This window comes from Paenibacillus sp. 8b26 (genome assembly GCF_050626875.1).
In the GTDB taxonomy this organism is placed as follows: Bacteria; Bacillota; Bacilli; order Paenibacillales; family Paenibacillaceae; genus Paenibacillus.
This window is the reverse complement of the sequence record NZ_CP192445.1, coordinates 2820222-2840757: the sequence shown is the minus strand read 5'-3', so window position 1 is coordinate 2840757 and position 20536 is coordinate 2820222. Positions and strand designations below refer to the sequence as shown.

Here is a 20536-nt window from a genome sequence, read left to right as displayed (position 1 = left end):
TATATGTTTTTTATATTTTTAGAAAAAATAAGGTTAACTTCACGTGCATATTCCATGGAAATGTTATGAATTTACTAGATTAATTTTGAAATCATTCAAAGGGGAATGGGAGAATACGAGATTTAATGATATAATCTGCATTGGAATTGTTGATATTTTATGAGGATATAAAATGCTTAGTGCAAAGGAGTCGATTATGTTGGCAAAAACATTGATTTTCGGGCATAAAAATCCGGATACGGATACCATTTGCTCAGCTATTGCTTATGCAGACTTGAAAACCAAACTGGGTGCGGACGTGGAGCCGATTCGTCTGGGCGAGGTAAACGGGGAAACGCAGTATGCACTGGATTATTTCAAAGTGAGTGCGCCGCGTCTGGTTGAACAGGTTGCTGCGGAAACAGAGAGCGTTATTCTGGTCGATCATAATGAACGCCAGCAAAGTGCGGTTGACATTGACAAAGTGCGTGTAACTGAAGTCATCGACCATCACCGGATCGCTAACTTTGAAACAAGCCAGCCGTTGTACTTCCGCGCTGAGCCTGTAGGCTGCACAGCCACGATTTTGAACAAGCTTTACAAGGAAAACGGGATAGCGGTTCCGAAAGAAATCGCAGGTCTGATGCTGTCCGCGATCATTTCCGATTCCCTGTTGTTCAAATCCCCAACCTGCACCGACCAAGACGTAGCTGCTGCCCGTGAACTGGCTGAAATCGCTGGTGTGGATGCAGATAGCTATGGTTTCGATCTGCTGAAAGCAGGAGCTGATCTGAGCGGTCACACAATTGAACAGCTGGTGAGTCTGGATGCGAAGGAATTCCAGATGAACGGACGCAAAGTGGAAATTGCGCAAGTGAACGCGGTAGATGTGAACGACGTGCTGTCCCGTCAGTCCGAGCTGGAAGTAGCGCTGTCCCAAACAATTGCAGCTAAAAACCTGGACCTGTTCCTGTTCGTCGTAACAGATATTGTGAACAGTGATTCCATTGGTATTGCGCTGGGAAGCCAAGCACAAGCGGTCGAAAAAGCCTACAATGTGCAGCTTGACGACAATAAAGCCGTTCTGAAAGGTGTCGTATCCCGCAAATCGCAGATCGTACCTGTATTGACAGACGCTTTTAACAGTCTGTAATTCGGAAGCAGGCTACAATACAAAAGAAGCCACCTGAATCCAGCACTGCATTATAGCAGCGGAGGCAGGGGCTTCTTTTTTTATTTCTTTAGTTCCGACAGTACATCTCCGATGCGAAATTCAAAGGCCATTTTCAACTGATCACTCATCAAATGCCAGGCGCTCTCGGCTAGGGCGAGATCACCGCTATGTGTAAAGGCATGGGCAGCGCCCATATATTTTTTATAGGTCACGGGTACATCCGCTTCAATCAGCCGTTTGGCGTATAACTCGGCTTCGTCGGCCAAGGAGTCCAGCTCGGCGGTTATAATCAGTGCAGGTGGAAGATTATGTAGTGATTCTGCATAAACAGGCGAAACCAACGGGTTTCGTGCCTCATCCGGCGTGTGCAAATAGCTGTCATTAAAAATTTTTGCGATACGCGGCGGAATCGCCTGCTCGAATTGAGGCTTCAGCTTCGGATCGGTGGCGATATCCAGAGGAGGATAATCCAGCACCTGATATACGATGGGAAATTCCTTGCGATCCCGGGCCATTAGACAAATCGCTGCGGCAAGGTTTCCGCCCGCACTATGTCCTCCGACGGCAATGAGCTGGGGATTGACGTTCAGTACATCAGGATGCTTGTACAACCATTTGGTAACATCATAGCTCTCCTGTAACGGAATAGGGAATTTATGCTCCGGGGCCAAGCGGTAATCGACATTAACGACGACACAATTGGCACGTTCGGCAATGACCGGGCACCAGGCATCATCCATTTCTGCACTGCCCATCACAAAGCCGCTACCATGAAAATTGACGAATACAGGCAGTGGATCGCCAGTCCGGTTGGCAGGCTCATATACAAGTACCCTGGAGTCACCTACAGAAGTGGGGATGATTCGTTCTTCCCGGTGCACCTTCGGAGAATGAGATGGCTTGAAATCAGACGCCGCCACCATTCTGCCAGCGGATATACGCGCAAGCTTGACGAACAGCCTTTGTTTCAGTCTTCGCACCATTTTTCTCCTCCCTCCCCGGGATCAGTTAGACGCGAACCTTTCACATCTTCAAATGCAGACCGTACGCGTGACAGATAGGTTTCAAACTGGCAGATTTCCGACTCGCTAAAGTCCGACATCAGGCGTGAGGCCAGTCCTATGAAAAAAGGGTCCATTTGATTGATCTTGCCTCTTCCTTTATCGTTCAGAGAAACAAAGATGCCACGCTTGTCATTCGGATCATCGTATTTGTTAATGTAGCCATCTTGTTCAAGGGAAATGACCATGGAACTGATCGCTGCCCGGCTTACACCCATCTTCTCAGCCAATGCAGAAGGGGATGACATTTCGTCTCTTTGCGCAGAAAGCACACAAAGCGCTATATATTGCCCATAGGAGAGCCCGAATTCACGTGAACGTTTCTCCATGCCTTTACGAATTTCATACGTTATAGAAAATAGCTCTACCAAAACACCAACCGGTTTATTGCCACCTGGAAACAGATTATAGGCCAGTTGACGAATTTCGGAGTCCAAGAAAAAGAACATGCGATCCACCTCGATGTAGTTAATTAGTTAACTGTAATTTAATTAACCACTGGTTGCAATGATTTATACAAACTTTATTCCGCTTTTTTTAAAATATATTTGCCCAACTTATCATGACCAAGGTCCAATGCACTGCCCTGCGTCCTGATTTACAAAAGCCTGTATAGAGGGCTGACGGAGGGTACGCCCTTCCTGCCATCGCCACTCACTGTATTGAACCTTGGCGGTATACATAGGTTGTACCCATATTGCATCCCGATGACGTTCCGGCTCATTGACAAAAGGCCGCACTGAAATGGTATGCGGTCTTAGTCGCTCCGTAAGCTGACGCCAGTCCTCTCGCGTAAGCTTCCCTGTGCCTGCATGTCCAATGTAGCGCAGCCCTCCTTGCTTGTCGTACAGCCCCAGCAACACAGCATTGATGACACCTCCGTTTAAAGTGTAGCCTCCAATGACAGCGATGCTATCGCCGTAATTCTTGACCTTAACCCATCGCCCATCCTTCCCGCCAAATGTGTAAGGACTGTCCAAACGTTTGATTAGTATCTACATAAAAGTTATGAACATTAATCGTAAAAATTTATATCTTTTCTTGTTTTATAAGGGTAACGAGGATTAGTAAATACATGTACATAAATAACGCGTTGTACATTAAGGCATGAATTATGTACACTAACTTACTTGAGTATTTGATTTATTGTGCATTCATTTTTATCAACATCAATAATAGTTTGAATACTGGGATGTCTCATAGTTCCACCGGAAGTAAACTCAAGATATTCAACCTTCACGGTTAACTCTGGTTTTACCCAGATAACATCTTTGGATTTCTCGGGATCATTTGAGAATGGACGTTTTGCTGAAACAATCTTATTCGTTTTTTCAGTAATGAACGCCCAATCATGACGTGTTAATTTCCCTGTACCTGCACTACCGATATAGATAAAGTCGCCTTTATCGGTATACAGACCTAATAAAAGTGAATTTACAATATGGTTACTTCGCGTTATTCCACCTACAACAGCAAAAAGATCATTCACAATTTTATGCTTTCTCCATCGAGCATCTTTACCATTTATTCTGTATTTACTGGATATATCCTTATAGACTACACCTTCCATTTGATATTGACCCATAAGATTAAAAAGAGCTGTTCCATCGCTGAAGTTTTGTACAATTTGTATATTATTTCTCGGTACGATAATTTGATCGAGCAGTTGTTGTCTAAACTCTAATGATTTATCAGTAACCCAGGTACCGTTGTAAAACAAGATGTCAAAAATCATATAGGTCACAGGGGTTATGTTTAAGGAATGCTTTATACTTTGTTCTTGTTTCAAACGATCCCTTTTCATAACTTCATGAAAGGAAGGCTTAGTGTTGTCAAAGGCAATGACCTCTCCATCAAGAATGACAGAACCAGCTTTGCAGAAGGAGTTAGTGTCAAGTAATTCAGGATACTGCAGCGTACGTTCATTCAATTTACGATTGAATAATCGAGATTCATTCCCATCACAGTAGTGTAAAATTCTTACCCCATCCCATTTTACTTGGGCTACCCAGTTGGTTCCTGATGGAGGATTCTGCATCCTGGTTGGTTCAAATGGAATGATTGGCTCTAGTTCCATATCTTATCCCGCCCCCTTATATCCTAGATTTCATTCTTTCCATTTTCAGAAATTTTAGTGTGAGCATTGTTATATTTTTATGGCTAAGGCCATTGAGTCTCAAAGAAATATTAAAAAGAAATAAAATAAAGGACTACCACTTCAGTGGAATAGTCCTTCTGTATTTCAAGTTAGGAAGAAGGTAATATTAGATCGATTAGATCTATTGCTAAAGATTTTGACCCACTCACGCCTTTTATATATTTTAAAGGTCCTTCTGAAGACCAGTTTAATGATGTAAGTCTGTTCACGTACTTATGCATCAAATCATAATTCATTCTTCCACGATCATTAACACATTTGGTTAGAACTTTTGCTCCAGCAATTGAAAGAGCATCCAAACAAACAATATGTGTTATGCGGTAATCCCCATAATTGATCCATTCATTCGCAAAAACATCTTTGATATACCGATAATAATTTAAAGCTATTTGATATTTCTCTTCATTCGTCATACCTAAAAATTTTTGTTCTTTGAATAGATGTTGGAGTGTTCTATACAGATTTTGAAGAGTAACATGCCTTCCTCGAGTACGTTTACCGATGATACTCCCAATATTGTGGAAAGGACTTTCAGGACGCGTTACTAGCTCAGTCGCTATCCAGCTATAATTATCGTCATTACGTCGCAAATACTTACTCAAAGAGGTTCCAATGCCTTTCGCTTTGGTATTAATGGTATCAAAAAAATGTATTTCCTCATCTTCATCAAGGTAATGGAAAGCTAGAAATGGAACATTTATCTCGGTATTTGTTTCTTTTATATATCGCTCAATACCACCAAGACGATGCACGGGCAGGTACGTTCGACCAGGCTATCTTAATCCTCTATGCAAATGAAAAAAGGATCAACCAGAAAGAACTGGTTGATCTCATAATACGAACGGGCAGGTTAGTTTCATAAATGATAAACTATGCATAGAAAAAATGAAAAAGAAGGTGTAATAAATGCGGTTTGAAGAATTTTATATTGGACAAGAATTTAAAACCAAGTCATTGAGATTGTCCAAGGATGATATCATCAGATTTGCGTCTGAATTCGATCCCCAATATATGCACTTAAACGAGGACAAAGCGAAACAGGGAAGATTTAATGGAATCATTGCGTCAGGAATTCAAACCCTAGCAGTTTCGTTTAAACTATGGGTTGAAACAGGTAATTATGGTGATGAGGTCATTGCAGGAACATCTATGAACAATATCAGATTTATAAAACCTGTATATCCGGGAGACGAATTATATATACTTGTGAAGGTCACCGAACTTAGGGAGAAACGCAATGAAACAGGATTAGTAACTGTTTTACTAACAACTTTTAATGAGAAAGAGGAGGTAGTTTTTGAAGGGGAATTGACAGTTTTAATAAGAAAATAATACAAACAGTTATTCTTAGCAAGGAGGAAAATAAAATATATTAGGAGGAAATAATCTCCTATTGCCTAACCTATTCTGATGTCTATGAAGACCAACCGTTTGATGAAAAATGGACTGTTATACCTCACAAAAAAAACTCTTTGCCTAAACCTCAAGTGTGAACCAAACAAAGTTGATTTCCTACGCAACATTTTTGAAGATGTTAAACCTGGTTATCACATGAACAAAACGCACTGGAATACAATTCTTTTGGATCGTAACATGAAAGAAGATGATATTTTTGAGATGGTTCATCATAGCTTTGAACTTACGAAACCTAAGTCAAAAAACTCCTTATGAAACCGTTAACGCTTCGCAGTGGATTGAAGCCAAGTTTTCAGCTAGGGGAAACTATAGTAATACGATAGCAGCTGTCCAAAACGACCGGCTGCTTTTTCTTTAAGGTAACGGCAGGTTAGCGTAGAGAAGCAAAAATAGGTTCATCAAAATTACTGGGAATCTCATAAAGGGTACAAGTTCTTGTCCCGAGTCAAGGACAAAAACTTGTACCGATTGCCGAATTGGACACCGACACGATAAATGTAGGTTTACTCCATACGTTTGCGCGTAGTGACACCTACGCTGGTATTTCTCCAATCATAGCGAAAGTCCCAGCGCTTATATCTCACATATTTATCCATCCATTTTGCCCTAGTGACAGAGACGCTGGTACTACCCCCAGCTAATGCGCCGCAGGCCCATCTGTAAGCCACAGATCGCTCCGTGTTTCATGATTCCCTCATGCGAGAAAACCAGCTATCCGGTCTTAGCTATCGTTTCCGATAGTTATCCCGATCTTACAGGCAGGTTGCCTACGTGTTACTCACCCGTCCACCACTATCCCCCCGAAGGGACCGCTCGACTTGCATGTATTAGGCACGCCGCCAGCGTTCGTCCTGAGCCTCTAGGCGACAGCCGGCTTCTTCAATTCCTGGCTGCGTCAACTGGCCAACTATTTCCTTATCCCGGTCCTGGTGGTCATGGTCAATTTCCTGGTCATGAAGCTGTTCTCACGTGCTGCCGGCGGGGCCGCTGGCGCTGCTAAGTGAGTTGGATTGGTGCGCGACCCCGTGCGCGTTTGGGGCAGCTTAGGTCCGTTCGATGCCCGCGAAGGTGCGCAGGACTTCGGCAGCATGGGCGGTGGGGTCGTATGGTGGGTTGCCGATGCCATGTGAGGTGGGTTCCGTGGTCACGGAGTTCCAAAGCCGGTCGTGGTTGCCTGCGGCGAAGTCGAGGAGGGCGTCGCGGACGAAGGTGTCCCGGATGGCTTGCTCGTCGCTATGTCGGGGGCGTTGCTGGCCGACAATGCCGTACATCTCCGTGCCGCCTGCGGCGGCGTGGGCGAGTGCCGCACGGGCGGCGGGTAGGGTAAAGAAGTAGTCGGTAAAGAGCGCCCCGCGGACCTCGACCGGAGTGCGTCCGTTGACGTCGTAGGCGGCGACGATGCGCCGAGCACGGCTTCGGGGGATCCGCGACTTCGTTACCAGCTCGTCAACGAGGTTATCGATGCTGCCCGGGTCGAACGTCTCGGTCGCGTTGATAACCCACCAGTCCGCCTCGTTCGTCGCCGTGCTAAAGAGAATGTCGATGTCACGGTGACGCCCCGATTCGAGGACACGCAGCGGCGTGTCTACGAGAATGGCCCCGGTCTGAGAGTGGTCGTTCACGATGCCTATAGTCGTGTTATCGATGCCGTTTTTGTCGCCGATGTCGCGCGGGCTAACCTTGATGAGCGTCTCGGCGAGGAGCTTCCCATCCAGGGTGAGCAGTTGTTCGGGATCGTCCGCGATGCCGAGTTCGGTGAGGAACGTGATCGCGAGCTCTTCGGCCCACCAAGCAGGCACAATGCGGGACGCACCGCCGGAGAAGGCCGCAAGGCGGTGGTACAGGCCGTCGGCCGCCGGGGCAGCGAGGAGCGCGATCGCTGAGTATGCTCCAGCGCTATGTCCAGTGACGGTAACATTCTGAGGATCGCCACCGAAGCGGGCTATGTTCTCCTGCACCCATCTGAGCGCGGTGATGATGTCCTGCAGGCCGAGGTTGGTGGCGTCCGCGAACGCGCCACCGTACTGGGAGAGCGAAAGCCAGCCGAACGGGCCGAGCCGGTAGTTCAGGGACACCCCGATGGCGCGGCCGGTCGCGGCAAGACCTGAGGCGTTCGAAGTGGTCTGGGTGTTCGCGCCGCGTTCGAAGCCGCCACCGTAGATATAGACGATCACGGGGAGCGGATCGTCGCCAGCGTCTTCGGGTGCCCAGACGTTGAGATTTAGGCAGTCCTCGCTGAATCCGTTGTCGGCCTCCAACCAGCTATTGTCGCCGGGTTGCAGCGGTGCGGGTCCCTTCTGGTCGTATGGCAGGGCCGGGTTGAACGGCAGCAAAATGGGGCGGCGGAAGCGTTCTGCACTGGCGTAGGGGATGCCTAGCCAGGAGCGGATCGCTCGGGCAGCGGTATCGGTATTGTTCATGTGTTCGGTCCTTCCGTTGAGGGTGTGGTCAGGTTTCATTTGTATTGCTCCTTTCATAGGTAAGGTTATATGATCATTTTAGGTCATTATTTATAATAATAAAAGGTGAAACCCAGACTATGACTGACATATTTCGGACATTTTGGTCAACCCCATCGGCCTTGGAGTGAAGGAGGATGCCGTGATGGTGCGCACGTCCAACAAGAGGGAAGATATCGAATGCCTCAGCTCCCGACCTTTGAACAGCAAGATTACGAAAACTTTTTCAAGAAGCAAATCTATTTAATTGTTAAACTATTTACATATTTCATGGAACATCCAATTATTTTCATAGGTTACAGTTTAAGCGGTGAAAATATAAAATCATTCTATACAATGTTAAACAGATTATTGATACAAAAGCAGAGCCAATGATTGGTAATATGTGGTTCATTGACTGGAGTAGGGAGGTAATAAACCCAGAGACTACACCACCTAGGGAAAAATCTATTCCAGTTGGTAATGAGGAATCAATAAGAGTCTATATGAAACTGCAAACATACGATAAGCTATACGAGGCTTTGTATCAAGATTCAGTTGATATAGAGTTCCTAAAGGAAATTGAAGAAATAGTTTATAACGTAGTAAAAAGCGACACTATTACCATATTGGAGTTGATATTGCGAGCTTACGATACCTGAAAGACAGAGAAAGTTTGTTAAATGCATTTACCCTGCATACGGCTAAAGATGAACAAGCTGCTACGAGAACTTTTGTTACTTTTGCCCATATTAATGACCCTAATCAACTTGCTGTGCAGTTTACACTTACTGCTACTGAACTTTGTGAAAGAGTATATGATGGAGGACGCCAATACTGGTCTTATGCTTACGATCTAATTAATTGTGTCTCTAGACAAATGGGGATTAATTTGAGAGTGGAAAATGTAAAAAAATAGCAATACATGGGGCGGAGGGATGCAAAAGATTTGTTGTAGATCTCTATATTCCGATCAACTAATCATCCGGGACAACAAAAAAGGCTTTTCCGCAGGCGGCCGCTGCCGGAAAAGCCTTTTCGTTTGAATAGGGCCAGCACCAGCGTGCATGGATCGCTATGGTGCTGCCCAGCAGACAACAATCTCTTCCTGGATGAGCACACCACCTTCCTGCATATGGGCCATCAGCTGGAGGTCCTGAAACTCCTGCAGAGGCTGAATGCCGAGGAAGAGAGGACCATCGTCAAAGTGGTCCTCGATCTGAACCACGCGACCCGGTATGGCCAGCAAATATGGTGGCGATCAACCAAGAGGTGTTCTTGACACTTAACGGCGACCATGAGCCTGTTCCCGATATTTTTTCGGCGATAGCCCGCACTGTTCCCGGAACAATTTGCAAAAGTAGCTGAGGGTGTTAAAGCCGCAGGAAGAAGCAATATCAGAAACTGTCCGGTTGGTACTGGCCAGCATCATCGTAGCCATAGATAAACGGTATTCTGTCACATATTCCATCGGGGATTTCCCTAAAATTGCCTGAAAGCAACGAAAGCACTCCGTCCGGCTGATTCTTGCGGATCTGGCCATATCATCAACGCTGATATGTTCGTTGAATTGTGCATGTATAAAAGTCACAACTTCTTTCAAACGCTGCGCCTGCACTTGATTGGCAGATGGCGTGCGCATTTCTTTTTTATCCCGTGAAATTCTAATGGTGAGGAGCCGCCAGATTTTGCAGACCATTTCAATACCGTGCAGTTCATATCCGATTTCCTGATCGGTAATGGAACAGAGCTCTTTCATACTGGATAGCAGTGGCTGGTCATTCAGATCCCCGGCATGCAGGATCATATTAGTAATTCCGGATTCTATGATCGGGCAAATACTTTGACTGTAGAGATTCTCAAAGGGCTTGATATCAAAAAATGTGATAGGAAACACAAAACCTGCTAAAACAGCACCAGGCTCCATTGCTTTTGCGCTGTGAAGGCAGCCGGTGCTGATATAGATGCCATCACCCTGATGCAGAAGAACTTTGGTGGCTACTTGTTCCTGACCATCATAAATTGTATATTCAATCGTTCCCTTTAAGACGACACCAAATTCAAATTCTTCATGCCAATGACAGCTCCATTCTCTTCGAAAGTAGTCATCGAAGTTATCAATACAAATGGACAGCGGAATGGAGTAGCTACTGTATGAAATACGTTCCCGTGAATCATCCCCTATCTGTAAGGTTTTGAATTGCATAATTTGACCTCCAATATTTTTGGTACTATCTTGATATAAAAATGCATGATAATTGCTTTTTAATAGTGTATTTCGGTTCTATAATCGTAATATGTGTTCGGGGTACTGTCAATGCTGGCTGTAATTATTGATGCCTGTTAAAAGACAAAATCATATTAAAAAATACAAAGAAATCCAGCGCATCTATAAAAGCATGAGACAGCTGGGAAGGTGGGAAGGTGCGTACGTGGAAAGGAATAATGGAACCGCTGATAATATTGAAATCATCGGTGCGTCTGAAAACAACCTGAAACACATTGATGTGACGATTCCGAAAGGAAAACTTGTAGTATTCGCGGGCGTCTCCGGATCCGGCAAGAGCTCTCTGGCATTTGACACAATTGCGGTAGAAAGCAGCAGACAATGGCAGGCTTCTTATCCGATGTTCCTCCGGAATAAAATGCCTCACTATGAGAGGCCGAAGGTATCTGCCATTAATAATATAACACCCGCAATTTTCGTAGATCAGAAAGCAATCGGGGGCAGCGCCCGTTCAACGGTGGGGACGGCTGTTGATGTAGCACCGCTTATCAGGCTTTTGTTCTCTCGTATCGGAAATCCCGGCGCAGGTGGTTCTATGGCTTATTCGTTTAATCATCCGATGGGGATGTGTCCAAGCTGCACCGGCCTCGGAGAGCGATTGGAGCTAAAGGAAGACAGCCTTTTTGATAAGGATACGACCTTGAGGGAAAGTGCTATATTGTTCAGCCAGTTTTCTGCCGGTTGGCAGAGCTACCTGTATTTAACCAATCCATTCCTTGATCCGGATAAAAAGTTAAGGGATTTTTCACCCGAAGAATGGGAAGTCTTGCGTTATGGTACAAAGGATACGGTAAAAATTGAAGTGCGTTCCAATAATACCGGGAGAATTGATCGGGTGGATTACGAAGGGGTGATTCCCCGTTTCCGCAGACTCTACCTCAATCGGGACATTTCCAAATTAAAGAAAGGCTTACAGGATGAGATCCTATCTCACGTTTACAAAGGACCCTGTAACGTTTGTGACTGCACAGGACTGAATCCAAAGGCTCTAGCCTCAAAAATTAATGGTCATAACATCGTTGACTATATGGAAATGTCCGTGTGCGACTTGTTGATCGTGCTGAAGGAAATCGATGACCCCATGGGTATTTCCTTAGCAAAGCAGATTTCATCTTTTTTAGTGCGCATGGTGGAGGTGGGAATCGGCTATCTGTCGCTTCTCCGCCAGACCAACACACTTTCCGGCGGAGAAGCCCAAAGAATCAAAATGGTACAGAATCTTGGCAGCAGTCTGAGCAATATCACCTATATTTTCGATGAGCCTACTGCCGGATTGCATCCTGCTGATGCTGAGCGGATTGGCAAGCTCCTTATGAATCTTCGTGACAAGCATAATAATGTCCTTGTGGTAGAGCACAGCCGTCAGATGCTTTCTCTGGCTGACCACATCATCGAGTTGGGACCTTTGGCTGGAACTCAGGGCGGTGAGATTGTCTACGAAGGGGACTTACCAGGACTTAGTCTAGCGAACAGATTAACTGCACAGGCTATGAAAAAGAAAATCGAAATCAATCCAACTCCCTTGCCATGGAAAGAGGGCTTTGAGATTAAGGATGCGCATAGTCATAACTTGAAACACGTTCATGTAACCATCCCCAAAGGTATACTGACGGCAATCACCGGTGTGGCCGGTTCTGGAAAAAGTTCGCTGGCATGCCGTGAATTTGCAGAGTATTATCCGGAGGCGGTCGTTATTGATCAAAAGCCTATCGGTACGTCCATCCGTTCTACTCCGGCTACATACACAGGAGTGATGGATGAGATACGTAAATTATTTGCCAAAGATAACGGCGTAGGAGCCGGATGGTTCAGCTTTAATTCCAAAGGTGCCTGTCCAGTTTGCAAAGGAACAGGAAAAATATCCTATGATATGGCTTTTGCAGAGCCTGTCGTCGTCTTATGCGAGGAATGTAGCGGTCATCGCTATAATCCGACCGCTCTAAGTTATACCTACCACGGAATGAATATCGAGAAGATTATAGATCTCACGATTGAGCAGGCGATGGAGTTCTTTGAGGAAGACAAGATACGTAAGCCTCTTCAGTGCATGTTGGACGTGGGCCTTGGGTATCTTACACTGGGACAGCCTACCAGCACTCTGTCCGGTGGGGAAATCCAGCGTGTCAAGCTGTCTAGTGAGCTATACAAGGAAGGTAATATTTACATTCTGGATGAACCTAGCATGGGCTTGCACAACCGGGACATAGAGAAATTACTCAACCTCCTCAGGCAGTTAGTTGCTAATCACAACACCGTGATCATCGTAGAGCACAGGTTGGAACTGATTTCTCAGGCTGACTGGGTGATTGACATGGGACCGGATGGCGGAAGTGAAGGCGGTGAGGTATTATTCTGCGGGACACCCGACAAATTGATGAGCTGCCCGGATTCAAAGACCGGCAGGTATTTGAAGATGGCGGTATTCGAAAGTATAGAATCTTGAATAGTTACAAATGGAGGAGAATTATGAATAGACAAAAAAACACAAAATATCATGAAATGCTGAATTCCGGAGAAATGTACGATAGTGTAGACGAAGAATTCATTGCTTACCAGCATACGCTTGTTCAAAAGCTGAATGAATTCAACAGCACACCGGAAACCAAAGAGGGGCTCGAAGAAAGAAAAAGGCTTTTACAAGAGGCTGTGGGTACCTATGGCGAAGGCTTATATATTATCCCGCCCATCTATGCAAACTGCGGACTTCGTCACGTCCATGTCGGAAGGAATGTCTTTATCAACTTCAATGTGAATTTAGTCGATGATGGAGATATCTTTATTGGCGATGATTGCATGATCGGCCCCAATGTCTCCATTGTTACGGCAATCCATCCCGTCTCTCCCAAATTGAGGATTCACAAGATCCAATATAATAAACCGGTTCATATCGGAAAAAATGTCTGGCTGGGAGCCGGGGCCATTGTCCTTCCGGGAGTTAGAATAGGTGACAATTCGATTGTCGGAGCGGGTAGCGTTGTTACACATGATGTAGAAGAAAATACAATTGTGGTCGGCTCACCGGCCCGTGTTTTAAGAAGAATCGAAGCAGATGATGATTGTATTTATGACCATGGAAAAAAGATTCCGCAGGAGATGATTGATAAGTATATGTAACACTCTAAAAGCATCGCCTCAATTTGATGGCGATGCTTTTTTTTGCTGGTACGCCAAGCATGGGCATCATCTTTAAGGTGTAAGTCATGAACGGGGGCTAGTGAACACCTACCGTTAGCCAAGGGCAAGGGTGTCTGTCGCGAGCAGAATCTGAGAGAAGCCGGAGACAAATAAATAGGCCAAGGGTACATGAAAAGATATATTGTATTGTTGAGGAACTATCGGCGGTTTTTTATATCAATTTCTTCAAGCGAAATAACTTATATATGGCAGACAAAGGGGTTGGTAGGACTGATGAATGACAAAGAATTCACTTCGTCCGAGGAAGATCTTAATGAATATGAAGTTTTAAATGTGTGGGTAGATCTAAATTTTATGAACCTACAGAAAAAAGTTGATAAATCAGACTAAGCTAACGGGGAACGATAGTTGAACATAAAGGGTTTCACATATTAGTCATGACTAATATGTGAAACCCTTTATTATATCTAACTTTCTTAAATTTAGGTCTTGATAAACCGAAATAATAAAGTTGTAGACTAAACGCTAGCGTAAACCTAACGGGAAACGTCCATTTAAATCTATTCCGCTTTATTTTTCACCTGTTTTTGATTGATTTTATGTTTCCTGAAAGGCGTATACCCACCTGAATACAGTGATCCCGCCTGAAATCCCAGGGATTTCGCAAAAAGCAGCGGATCACATTCCTTTTGCTGTTCCATTAAATTCAACATAATTTGGGCACACGCCCGAGCATCATCGAGTGCGTTATGGTGATTTAGACGAATTCCGAAATGGTTGGAGATGATGTTTAATTTATGGGAGGATAGCTCTTGTAGCAGCTTTTTGCCCATTCTGTACGTACATAAATATTGTATCTCTGGATAGCTTTTTTCAGCGGCATCTAAACAATACCTTAGCACGCTTATATCAAAAACAGCATTATGTGCAATAATAATTTCTCCGGAAAGTAGTGGTTCAATGGTTGCCCATAGTTCTCCAAATATAGGTTGCTCGTCAACCATGGAAGGTGTAATACCATGGATGGCAATATTCATTCGATTAAAAGGCTGTTGTGGATCAATTAGCCATTCATATTCACCTGTTACAATCCCATCTCTAACTTGAACTAAACCCAGAGAGCACGCACTCGATCGGTTTAAGTTTGCGGTTTCAAAATCAATTGCTGTAAAGTTCAACTGTTCATTCTCCTTTATCTTCCTATACCTTAAAAGAAGGATAGGCCCCGCCTATTCAAGTACTTTTCCTTTTAAGGGATAAACCTTATCGGAAGAAATGAATATCATTTCTTCCGGAAAAAATTTTTTAAAATACTTTTCCACTCTAAGATGAATATCCATTTGATACCATCCAGACAACTCGTTCTCTTTAAACAAAAATGGCATGCCTAGGCGATCGGAACGTTTCCCCCTTGTTCCATCTCCAATGTTAAGTGTGTCGATGTAGATCCGATCAACGATGGACTCCAGTGTTTTAGGAAAATCGGGTGTGAATGGAAGTACAGGCGAAATGGAAGCTTGGGTAGCGATGCCTACGTTATTCACTTCTTTTAATGCCTTCAAGCGCAACTTAATACCCGGAGCATGGGGAGCGAACAATCGTTTCATATCTTCCCGATCTGTTTCTATAGTCATGGAGACAAGGACCTCACATTTTTGATTTAGTTCAAGTAATAGATTAAGATCCCTTACGACAAGAGGACTTCGTGTTTGTATCTGAAGGAAATCTGGAGGGTGTTTGACCATTTCCTCTAAAATAGAGTGTGTTAGCTCCGTCTTCCGTTCCAGTGGTTGATAGGGATCTGTTGCAGTAGACATAAAAAGATTAATGGGTTTATTTCTTCGGCGGAGACTGACCATCTCATTCCGATAATTATCAGCCGCATTTGTTTTGATGCTTACCCATTCTCCCCAGGGAGTATCACTGTACCTTTGAATAGGCATTTCTCTAACGTAACAATACCTACATCCAAAAGCACAACCACTATAAGGATTTAATGAATGTGTGAAACCAACAGTGGAATCTCCTTTCATTTCAGTTAAGATTTTTTTTGCTGTTATGCTATTAACCTGCATGTTAGCCCCCCTTATTTTGGGTGTTGATACTCATTTAAATTAAAGAGCTATCGGATCAATCACTACGAGTAACGTAAAAATTTTATTTAGGGATCATATGTGCTGCTTTGCTGAGACACTAGCGTAACAGTTATTTTTTAATTGAACTAATTAAGTTAAGAACATACCACTAAAATCCCATAACCCTACTAATCATTGGCTTTAATGTATCTCACATTAGGATTACATGTTACTTCTACACACTACCGGTTTTGTTTCGTCCCAATATTATGATATGATCATTTTAGGTCATTTATCAGATTCGATGAAGGCAAAAACGGGAAATTTAATGACACTTTACGGACACTTCGATTCATCAAATACTCTTAAAGGAGGTTCGTGTAATCGTTCATCCATTCAAACAGGAAAATAATATAAGACCTCTTAAATATAAACCAGTGTTTTCTTACCCATACGATCTGGAGATTTTTAGTGTATCTTCTCTCAAAAAGCGAACACCAGAGGATAGTATGAAAATCACTTATCGTTATGAATTTTATATGCTCATTTGTGTCACGGAAGGAATGTGTACTCAATGGATCGATTTTGAACCCATCCCTTGTAAGGAAGGAACACTGATAGTAGTAACACCAGGACAAGTCCATAATTTTGGACACGATGAAAACTGGGACGGATGGGTTATTCTATTCCGTGAAGAATTCCTTCTTCCTGCTTCACTTACGTTGAGTGAACTGAATTTAACGTTTGATATTGGAAGAACGCCTAATAGTTTAACTTTAAATAATACAGAGCTGCATCGAGCAATCACTTTGATAGAGCAAATGGTTCAAGACTCTTTAATTCAAGTAGCCAAAGAGGATGTTCATATGTTGTTACGCTTTCAGCTTTATGCATTCGTAACTTGGCTCAACATTATTCATAAACAAAAAAAAATCCCTTCTACTTCTCAGGTCTCACAAAAGTTTTTAAAATTTCAAGAATTAGTGGAGAAAAATTATGCCAAATTAAATCATGTTAGTGACTATGCTGCCCTTTTAAATTGCACAGAAAAAACTTTAACACGGGTTACAGTCGCAGCTGTTGGAATAAGTGCTAAAGCTTTCATATCAGCTCGAATTAGTCTCGAAGCTAAGCGTTTATTAATGCATACAGATTACTTGATTAGCGACATTGCAGAAATGCTTAACTTTCAAGAAACTACTCACTTTAGTAAATTTTTCAAACGGGAAACTGGCTATACGCCTGTAGAATTCCGAAAGCAGAACCTTTAATTATATATATTTTTATCATGCCGAAAGTACATGGTTGGGGGACACATCTAAAAGGACTTGGTTTAACCATTATAGAGTTTTAAGGAAACACATTTCTTCTACAAAAGGGAGTGATACTGTGATACAAGGAACATTATTTGATAATGAACATGATCGACCGTTGGCTAATCGTGTGCGTCCTCAATCGTTGGAAGACTTTATAGGCCAGAAACATTTACTTGGCCCTGGAAAAGTTCTGCAAGATATGATCAAGAATGATCAAGTGTCTTCTATGATATTTTGGGGTCCTCCAGGTGTTGGCAAAACAACACTAGCTAAAATCATTGCCAATCAAACCAAGTCTAAGTTTATTGATTTTAGTGCTGTAACTAGCGGTATTAAAGATATCCGGAATGTAATGAAGGAAGCTGAGGGAAACAGGCAATTAGGGGAGAAAACCCTTCTATTCATCGATGAAATTCATCGCTTCAATAAAGCACAACAGGATGCTTTTCTTCCGTATGTGGAAAAAGGAAGCATTATTCTCATCGGCGCGACAACCGAAAATCCATCGTTTGAAGTTAACTCAGCCTTACTATCTCGGAGCAAAGTATTTGTCCTTCATCAATTAAGCAGTGAAGATATTGTTGAGTTGTTAGAAAAAGCGATTTTGGATCCTAAAGGATACGGAGATCAAAAGATCGGTTTTGAAGACGGCGTACTATCTGCTATTGCAGAATATTCAAATGGCGATGCCAGGGTGGCATTAAACACCTTAGAAATGGCTGTGCTAAATGGAGAGAAACAAGGTGAAGCTATTGAAATTAGCAAAGAAGGGCTGCTTCAAATTATTCATCGAAAATCACTATTGTATGACAAAGATGGAGAAGAACACTACAATATCATTTCTGCATTGCATAAATCCATGCGAAATAGTGATGTGAATGCATCTATTTATTGGTTGTCACGAATGTTGGAATCAGGTGAAGATCCTTTATTTATCGCTCGTAGGCTAGTTAGGTTTGCAAGTGAGGACGTGGGTTTGGCAGACAATAGGGCATTGGAAATCACTGTTTCGGTATTCCAGGCATGTCAATTTATAGGAATGCCTGAGTGTGATGTTCATCTAACACAAGCCGTTATTTATCTGACCCTGGCTCCCAAATCGAATTCAGCTTACTTGGCTTATCGCTATGCGAAAAAAGACGCCTTACACTCCATGAGTGAACCTGTTCCTTTGCAACTTCGGAACGCTCCAACGAAGCTTATGAAAGAGCTAAATTATGGCAAAGGGTATCAGTATGCCCATGACACAGAAGAAAAGCTAACAAGGATGCAGACCATGCCAGACTCCCTGATCGGACGCGAATATTACCATCCGACAACACAGGGATCTGAATCTAAAATTAAACAAAGGATGGAAGAAATTGCAGCATGGTACAAGCAGAACAACAATCAAAAATAATAACTTTATAAATAGGAGAAAATCAAAATGAAATTAGAAGAAATCGTAGAATACTGTTTGTCTTATCCAGCCTCATATGAGGATCATCCTTTTGGAGACGGTTGGACAGCCATACGCCACAAAGGAAACGAGAAGATCTTTGCGTTAATATTTGAAAAAGATGATCATCTTTGCATTAACTTGAAATGTGATCCTGATCGATCTGAATTCCTTCGAAACGCATTTGAAGAAGTTAAGCCCGGATATCATATGAGTAAAGAACATTGGAATACGATCATCTTAGATGGAAACCTTCCGGAGGATGATCTTCACGATATGCTAAAACATAGTTTTGACCTAACGAAACCCAAACGTAAAGTGAAAAAATAACTTATATAGATACGTAATTCAATGTAGGAACAATGGAATGTGTGTTTCTCTAGGTGGGAAATCAATAAAACAGCGACAGACAACACTTTGTAAACATATAAAAGTGTTGTCTGTCGCTGTTTGTATCAATAAAAACCTCTTTTATTTGGTTAGATAAGTATTTAATTAATTCTCTTTGGTCTTTTCATTAAGCTCCCTCAATATGATGCTAGACTAAAAAGTGGACACCGAGAATCGAGAATGCGAGAATAAAATCAAATTCATTCGAGGTGCGTCCCTATGAGTAAAAACTACGACAAGACTTTTAAAGTTCAAACCGTTCAAATGATTCAAGAAGAAGGTAAACCTGTCTCTCAAGGGCGAGAGAATTGGGCATCTCCGCGAACACGCTGTATCGTTGGGTAGCCGAACACAACCAAGATGGGAAACAGGCTTTCCCTGGCAGCGGGAACCTGAAGCCAGAGGAACAAGCCACAAGAGAACTCCACAAACGCATTCGTGATCTGGAAGAGGAGAACGATATTCTAAAAAAGGCGATGCACTACTTTGCCAAAGACCGACACTGATCTTTTCTTTTATATATGATCACCGCTTCCAGTGTCGTGTTGCAAAGATGTGTGCAGTGTTTGGCGTTTCACGAAGCGGCTATTACAAATGGGTACAAACTCGAACGATTCATAAAGAACGCCAAAAACAACGGGAAAAGCTCTTACAACGTATCCGCCGGATTTTTTTGGATTCACGCCGTTTGTATGGCAGCCGGAAGATTCATAAAGCTTTGGTTCAGCAAGGAGTTGCCGTGTCGGAAAAAACGGTAGTGCGAATCATGAAGGAGCTTGGTTTAAAGTCCAGAACCGTGAAAAAATACAAAGCAACTATGAACTCCAAACACCACCTGCCTGTTCATGAGAACCTTTTAAACCAGCAGTTTGTTGCGGGGGCCCCAAACGAGGTGTGGATGACGGATATTACGTATATTCCCACCGATGAAGGCTGGCTTTATTTGACGAGCGTGATGGACTTGTACAGCCGCAAAATCGTAGGATTCCACATGGATTCTCGGATGACTAAAGAGTTAGTCATTCAGTCCCTTGACCAAGCCTATCGTGTCCAACGACCGGGCAAAGGAGTTCTGCATCATTCTGATCAAGGGAGCCAATACGCATCTCATGAGTATCAAGCTAAGCTGGTTAAGTACCATATGAAAGGCAGCATGAGCCGCAAGGGGAACTGTTAATGACAACGCCTGTATCGAATCCTTTCACAGCATTCTAAAGAAGGAACTGATTTACTTAGACCACTACAAAACCCGTCATGAGGCAAAGAAGCAGATTTTCGAATATATTACATGCTTTTATAATGGAAAACGAATCCACTCTTCCCTAGGTTATGTATCTCCAAATCAGTATGAACGGTTGTACCGAAAACCCGCTTGAAATTCTCGATTTTGGGTGTCCATTCTATTGACAGTAGTCCATTGGCAAATGATCTAACGATAGCTGACACCACTAACCGGGTGGTGTCAGCTACGCTGGTATTACCCCAAGTAGATGACTGCAATTTTTTCTGGCGTCAGCTCGCATGGTTGCCTTGACAAACGGATCAGTGATCCATTATTATTGGATCACTGATCCGAATACAGTAATCGGTGACTGGATCAGTGAAATCCATAAGATACAGCAATCTGTGCAAATGGGCCAGAGATGCTGTCCAACACAACGAAAGGGTG

Annotated in this window: 15 protein-coding genes, 5 pseudogenes and 1 other annotated feature; of the genes and pseudogenes, 11 read left to right on the top strand and 9 right to left on the bottom strand. The window is 43.3% G+C overall.

Annotated features, from left to right (window positions below; translation table 11 throughout):
* Positions 1-196 precede the first annotated feature (196 nt).
* Positions 197-1132, top strand: a complete 936-nt coding sequence (locus ACQ4MX_RS13135; protein ID WP_431091024.1) for a manganese-dependent inorganic pyrophosphatase — start codon at positions 197-199, stop codon at positions 1130-1132.
* An 80-nt stretch (positions 1133-1212) separates the two neighbouring features.
* On the opposite strand, the gene ACQ4MX_RS13130 is transcribed toward ACQ4MX_RS13135, so the two are convergent.
* From ACQ4MX_RS13130 to ACQ4MX_RS13110, 5 genes and pseudogenes are all read right to left on the bottom strand, one after another.
* Positions 1213-2136: an alpha/beta hydrolase gene (locus ACQ4MX_RS13130; protein WP_431091023.1), complete on the bottom strand. Its 924-nt coding sequence runs from the start codon at positions 2134-2136 to the stop codon at positions 1213-1215.
* A complete protein-coding gene (locus tag ACQ4MX_RS13125; RefSeq protein ID WP_431091022.1) occupies positions 2121-2663 on the bottom strand; it encodes a MarR family winged helix-turn-helix transcriptional regulator in 543 nt (180 codons plus the stop codon). Before ACQ4MX_RS13125 ends, ACQ4MX_RS13130 begins: the two co-directional genes overlap by 16 nt.
* 111 nt (positions 2664-2774) lie before the next feature.
* Positions 2775-3209: pseudogene (locus ACQ4MX_RS13120) on the bottom strand (DNA ligase); the annotation flags it as partial.
* Between the two features lie 131 nt (positions 3210-3340).
* The gene (locus tag ACQ4MX_RS13115) at positions 3341-4291 is read right to left on the bottom strand and encodes a DNA ligase (protein WP_431091021.1); all 951 of its coding nucleotides are present in this window, start codon (positions 4289-4291) and stop codon (positions 3341-3343) included.
* Between the two features lie 170 nt (positions 4292-4461).
* A complete protein-coding gene (locus tag ACQ4MX_RS13110; protein WP_431091020.1) occupies positions 4462-5124 on the bottom strand; it encodes a DGQHR domain-containing protein in 663 nt (220 codons plus the stop codon).
* A gap of 154 nt (positions 5125-5278) precedes the next feature.
* Between ACQ4MX_RS13110 and ACQ4MX_RS13105 the strand changes: the two genes are divergently transcribed.
* From ACQ4MX_RS13105 to ACQ4MX_RS13095, 3 genes and pseudogenes are all read left to right on the top strand, one after another.
* Positions 5279-5704, top strand: coding sequence for a MaoC family dehydratase (locus tag ACQ4MX_RS13105; RefSeq protein WP_431091019.1), 426 nt, complete (start codon positions 5279-5281; stop codon positions 5702-5704).
* Between the two features lie 50 nt (positions 5705-5754).
* Positions 5755-6043, top strand: a pseudogene (locus ACQ4MX_RS13100) (MmcQ/YjbR family DNA-binding protein).
* Between the two features lie 276 nt (positions 6044-6319).
* Positions 6320-6620, bottom strand: a sequence feature (16S ribosomal RNA rRNA prediction is too short).
* A gap of 43 nt (positions 6621-6663) precedes the next feature.
* Positions 6664-6792: pseudogene (locus ACQ4MX_RS13095) on the top strand (hypothetical protein); the annotation flags it as partial.
* 39 nt (positions 6793-6831) lie between these two features.
* On the opposite strand, the gene ACQ4MX_RS13090 reads toward ACQ4MX_RS13095, so the two are convergent.
* Positions 6832-8247, bottom strand: coding sequence for a carboxylesterase family protein (locus ACQ4MX_RS13090; protein WP_431091018.1), 1416 nt, complete (start codon positions 8245-8247; stop codon positions 6832-6834).
* A 1029-nt stretch (positions 8248-9276) separates the two neighbouring features.
* On the opposite strand from ACQ4MX_RS13090, the pseudogene fecE reads away from it, so the two are divergent.
* Positions 9277-9478 (top strand): annotated as a pseudogene (gene fecE / locus ACQ4MX_RS13085) (Fe(3+) dicitrate ABC transporter ATP-binding protein FecE); the annotation flags it as partial.
* A 33-nt stretch (positions 9479-9511) separates the two neighbouring features.
* Here fecE and ACQ4MX_RS13080 read toward each other — a convergent pair.
* The gene (locus tag ACQ4MX_RS13080) at positions 9512-10432 is read right to left on the bottom strand and encodes an AraC family transcriptional regulator (RefSeq protein WP_431091017.1); all 921 of its coding nucleotides are present in this window, start codon (positions 10430-10432) and stop codon (positions 9512-9514) included.
* Positions 10433-10658: 226 nt separating this feature from the next.
* On the opposite strand from ACQ4MX_RS13080, the gene ACQ4MX_RS13075 reads away from it, so the two are divergent.
* Positions 10659-12956 carry an ATP-binding cassette domain-containing protein gene (locus ACQ4MX_RS13075; protein WP_431091016.1) on the top strand — a complete coding sequence of 766 codons (2298 nt, stop codon included), beginning with the start codon at positions 10659-10661 and terminating at the stop codon, positions 12954-12956.
* Positions 12957-12979: 23 nt separating this feature from the next.
* The gene (locus ACQ4MX_RS13070) at positions 12980-13627 is read left to right on the top strand and encodes a sugar O-acetyltransferase (RefSeq protein ID WP_431091015.1); all 648 of its coding nucleotides are present in this window, start codon (positions 12980-12982) and stop codon (positions 13625-13627) included.
* Positions 13628-14208: 581 nt separating this feature from the next.
* Here ACQ4MX_RS13070 and ACQ4MX_RS13065 read toward each other — a convergent pair.
* Together ACQ4MX_RS13065 and ACQ4MX_RS13060 are read right to left on the bottom strand one after the other, a co-directional pair.
* On the bottom strand, positions 14209-14826 hold the full coding sequence (locus ACQ4MX_RS13065; protein ID WP_431091014.1) for a 3'-5' exonuclease: 618 nt from the start codon (positions 14824-14826) through the stop codon (positions 14209-14211).
* Positions 14827-14877: 51 nt separating this feature from the next.
* Positions 14878-15723 carry a radical SAM protein gene (locus ACQ4MX_RS13060; protein ID WP_431091012.1) on the bottom strand — a complete coding sequence of 282 codons (846 nt, stop codon included), beginning with the start codon at positions 15721-15723 and terminating at the stop codon, positions 14878-14880.
* 509 nt (positions 15724-16232) lie between these two features.
* On the opposite strand from ACQ4MX_RS13060, the gene ACQ4MX_RS13055 reads away from it, so the two are divergent.
* From ACQ4MX_RS13055 to ACQ4MX_RS13040, 4 genes and pseudogenes are all read left to right on the top strand, one after another.
* The gene (locus tag ACQ4MX_RS13055) at positions 16233-16994 is read left to right on the top strand and encodes an AraC family transcriptional regulator (protein ID WP_431091011.1); all 762 of its coding nucleotides are present in this window, start codon (positions 16233-16235) and stop codon (positions 16992-16994) included.
* A 118-nt stretch (positions 16995-17112) separates the two neighbouring features.
* On the top strand, positions 17113-18438 hold the full coding sequence (locus tag ACQ4MX_RS13050) for a replication-associated recombination protein A (RefSeq protein ID WP_431091009.1): 1326 nt from the start codon (positions 17113-17115) through the stop codon (positions 18436-18438).
* Positions 18439-18465: 27 nt separating this feature from the next.
* On the top strand, positions 18466-18807 hold the full coding sequence (locus tag ACQ4MX_RS13045) for an MmcQ/YjbR family DNA-binding protein (protein ID WP_431091007.1): 342 nt from the start codon (positions 18466-18468) through the stop codon (positions 18805-18807).
* A gap of 279 nt (positions 18808-19086) precedes the next feature.
* Positions 19087-20243 (top strand): annotated as a pseudogene (locus tag ACQ4MX_RS13040) (IS3 family transposase).
* The last annotated feature ends 293 nt before the right edge of the window (positions 20244-20536 follow it).

What these genes read in the sequence shown, in the direction of transcription:
- ACQ4MX_RS13135 (WP_431091024.1), top strand. Translation starts at nt 197, where the DNA reads ATGTTGGCAAAAACATTGATTTTCGGGCATAAAAATCCGGATACGGAT.
- ACQ4MX_RS13130 (WP_431091023.1), bottom strand. Translation starts at nt 2,136, where the DNA reads ATGGTGCGAAGACTGAAACAAAGGCTGTTCGTCAAGCTTGCGCGTATA.
- ACQ4MX_RS13125 (WP_431091022.1), bottom strand. Translation starts at nt 2,663, where the DNA reads ATGTTCTTTTTCTTGGACTCCGAAATTCGTCAACTGGCCTATAATCTG.
- ACQ4MX_RS13115 (WP_431091021.1), bottom strand. Translation starts at nt 4,291, where the DNA reads ATGGAACTAGAGCCAATCATTCCATTTGAACCAACCAGGATGCAGAAT.
- ACQ4MX_RS13105 (WP_431091019.1), top strand. Translation starts at nt 5,279, where the DNA reads ATGCGGTTTGAAGAATTTTATATTGGACAAGAATTTAAAACCAAGTCA.
- ACQ4MX_RS13090 (WP_431091018.1), bottom strand. Translation starts at nt 8,247, where the DNA reads ATGAAACCTGACCACACCCTCAACGGAAGGACCGAACACATGAACAAT.
- ACQ4MX_RS13080 (WP_431091017.1), bottom strand. Translation starts at nt 10,432, where the DNA reads ATGCAATTCAAAACCTTACAGATAGGGGATGATTCACGGGAACGTATT.
- ACQ4MX_RS13070 (WP_431091015.1), top strand. Translation starts at nt 12,980, where the DNA reads ATGAATAGACAAAAAAACACAAAATATCATGAAATGCTGAATTCCGGA.
- ACQ4MX_RS13060 (WP_431091012.1), bottom strand. Translation starts at nt 15,723, where the DNA reads ATGCAGGTTAATAGCATAACAGCAAAAAAAATCTTAACTGAAATGAAA.
- ACQ4MX_RS13055 (WP_431091011.1), top strand. Translation starts at nt 16,233, where the DNA reads ATGAAAATCACTTATCGTTATGAATTTTATATGCTCATTTGTGTCACG.
- ACQ4MX_RS13045 (WP_431091007.1), top strand. Translation starts at nt 18,466, where the DNA reads ATGAAATTAGAAGAAATCGTAGAATACTGTTTGTCTTATCCAGCCTCA.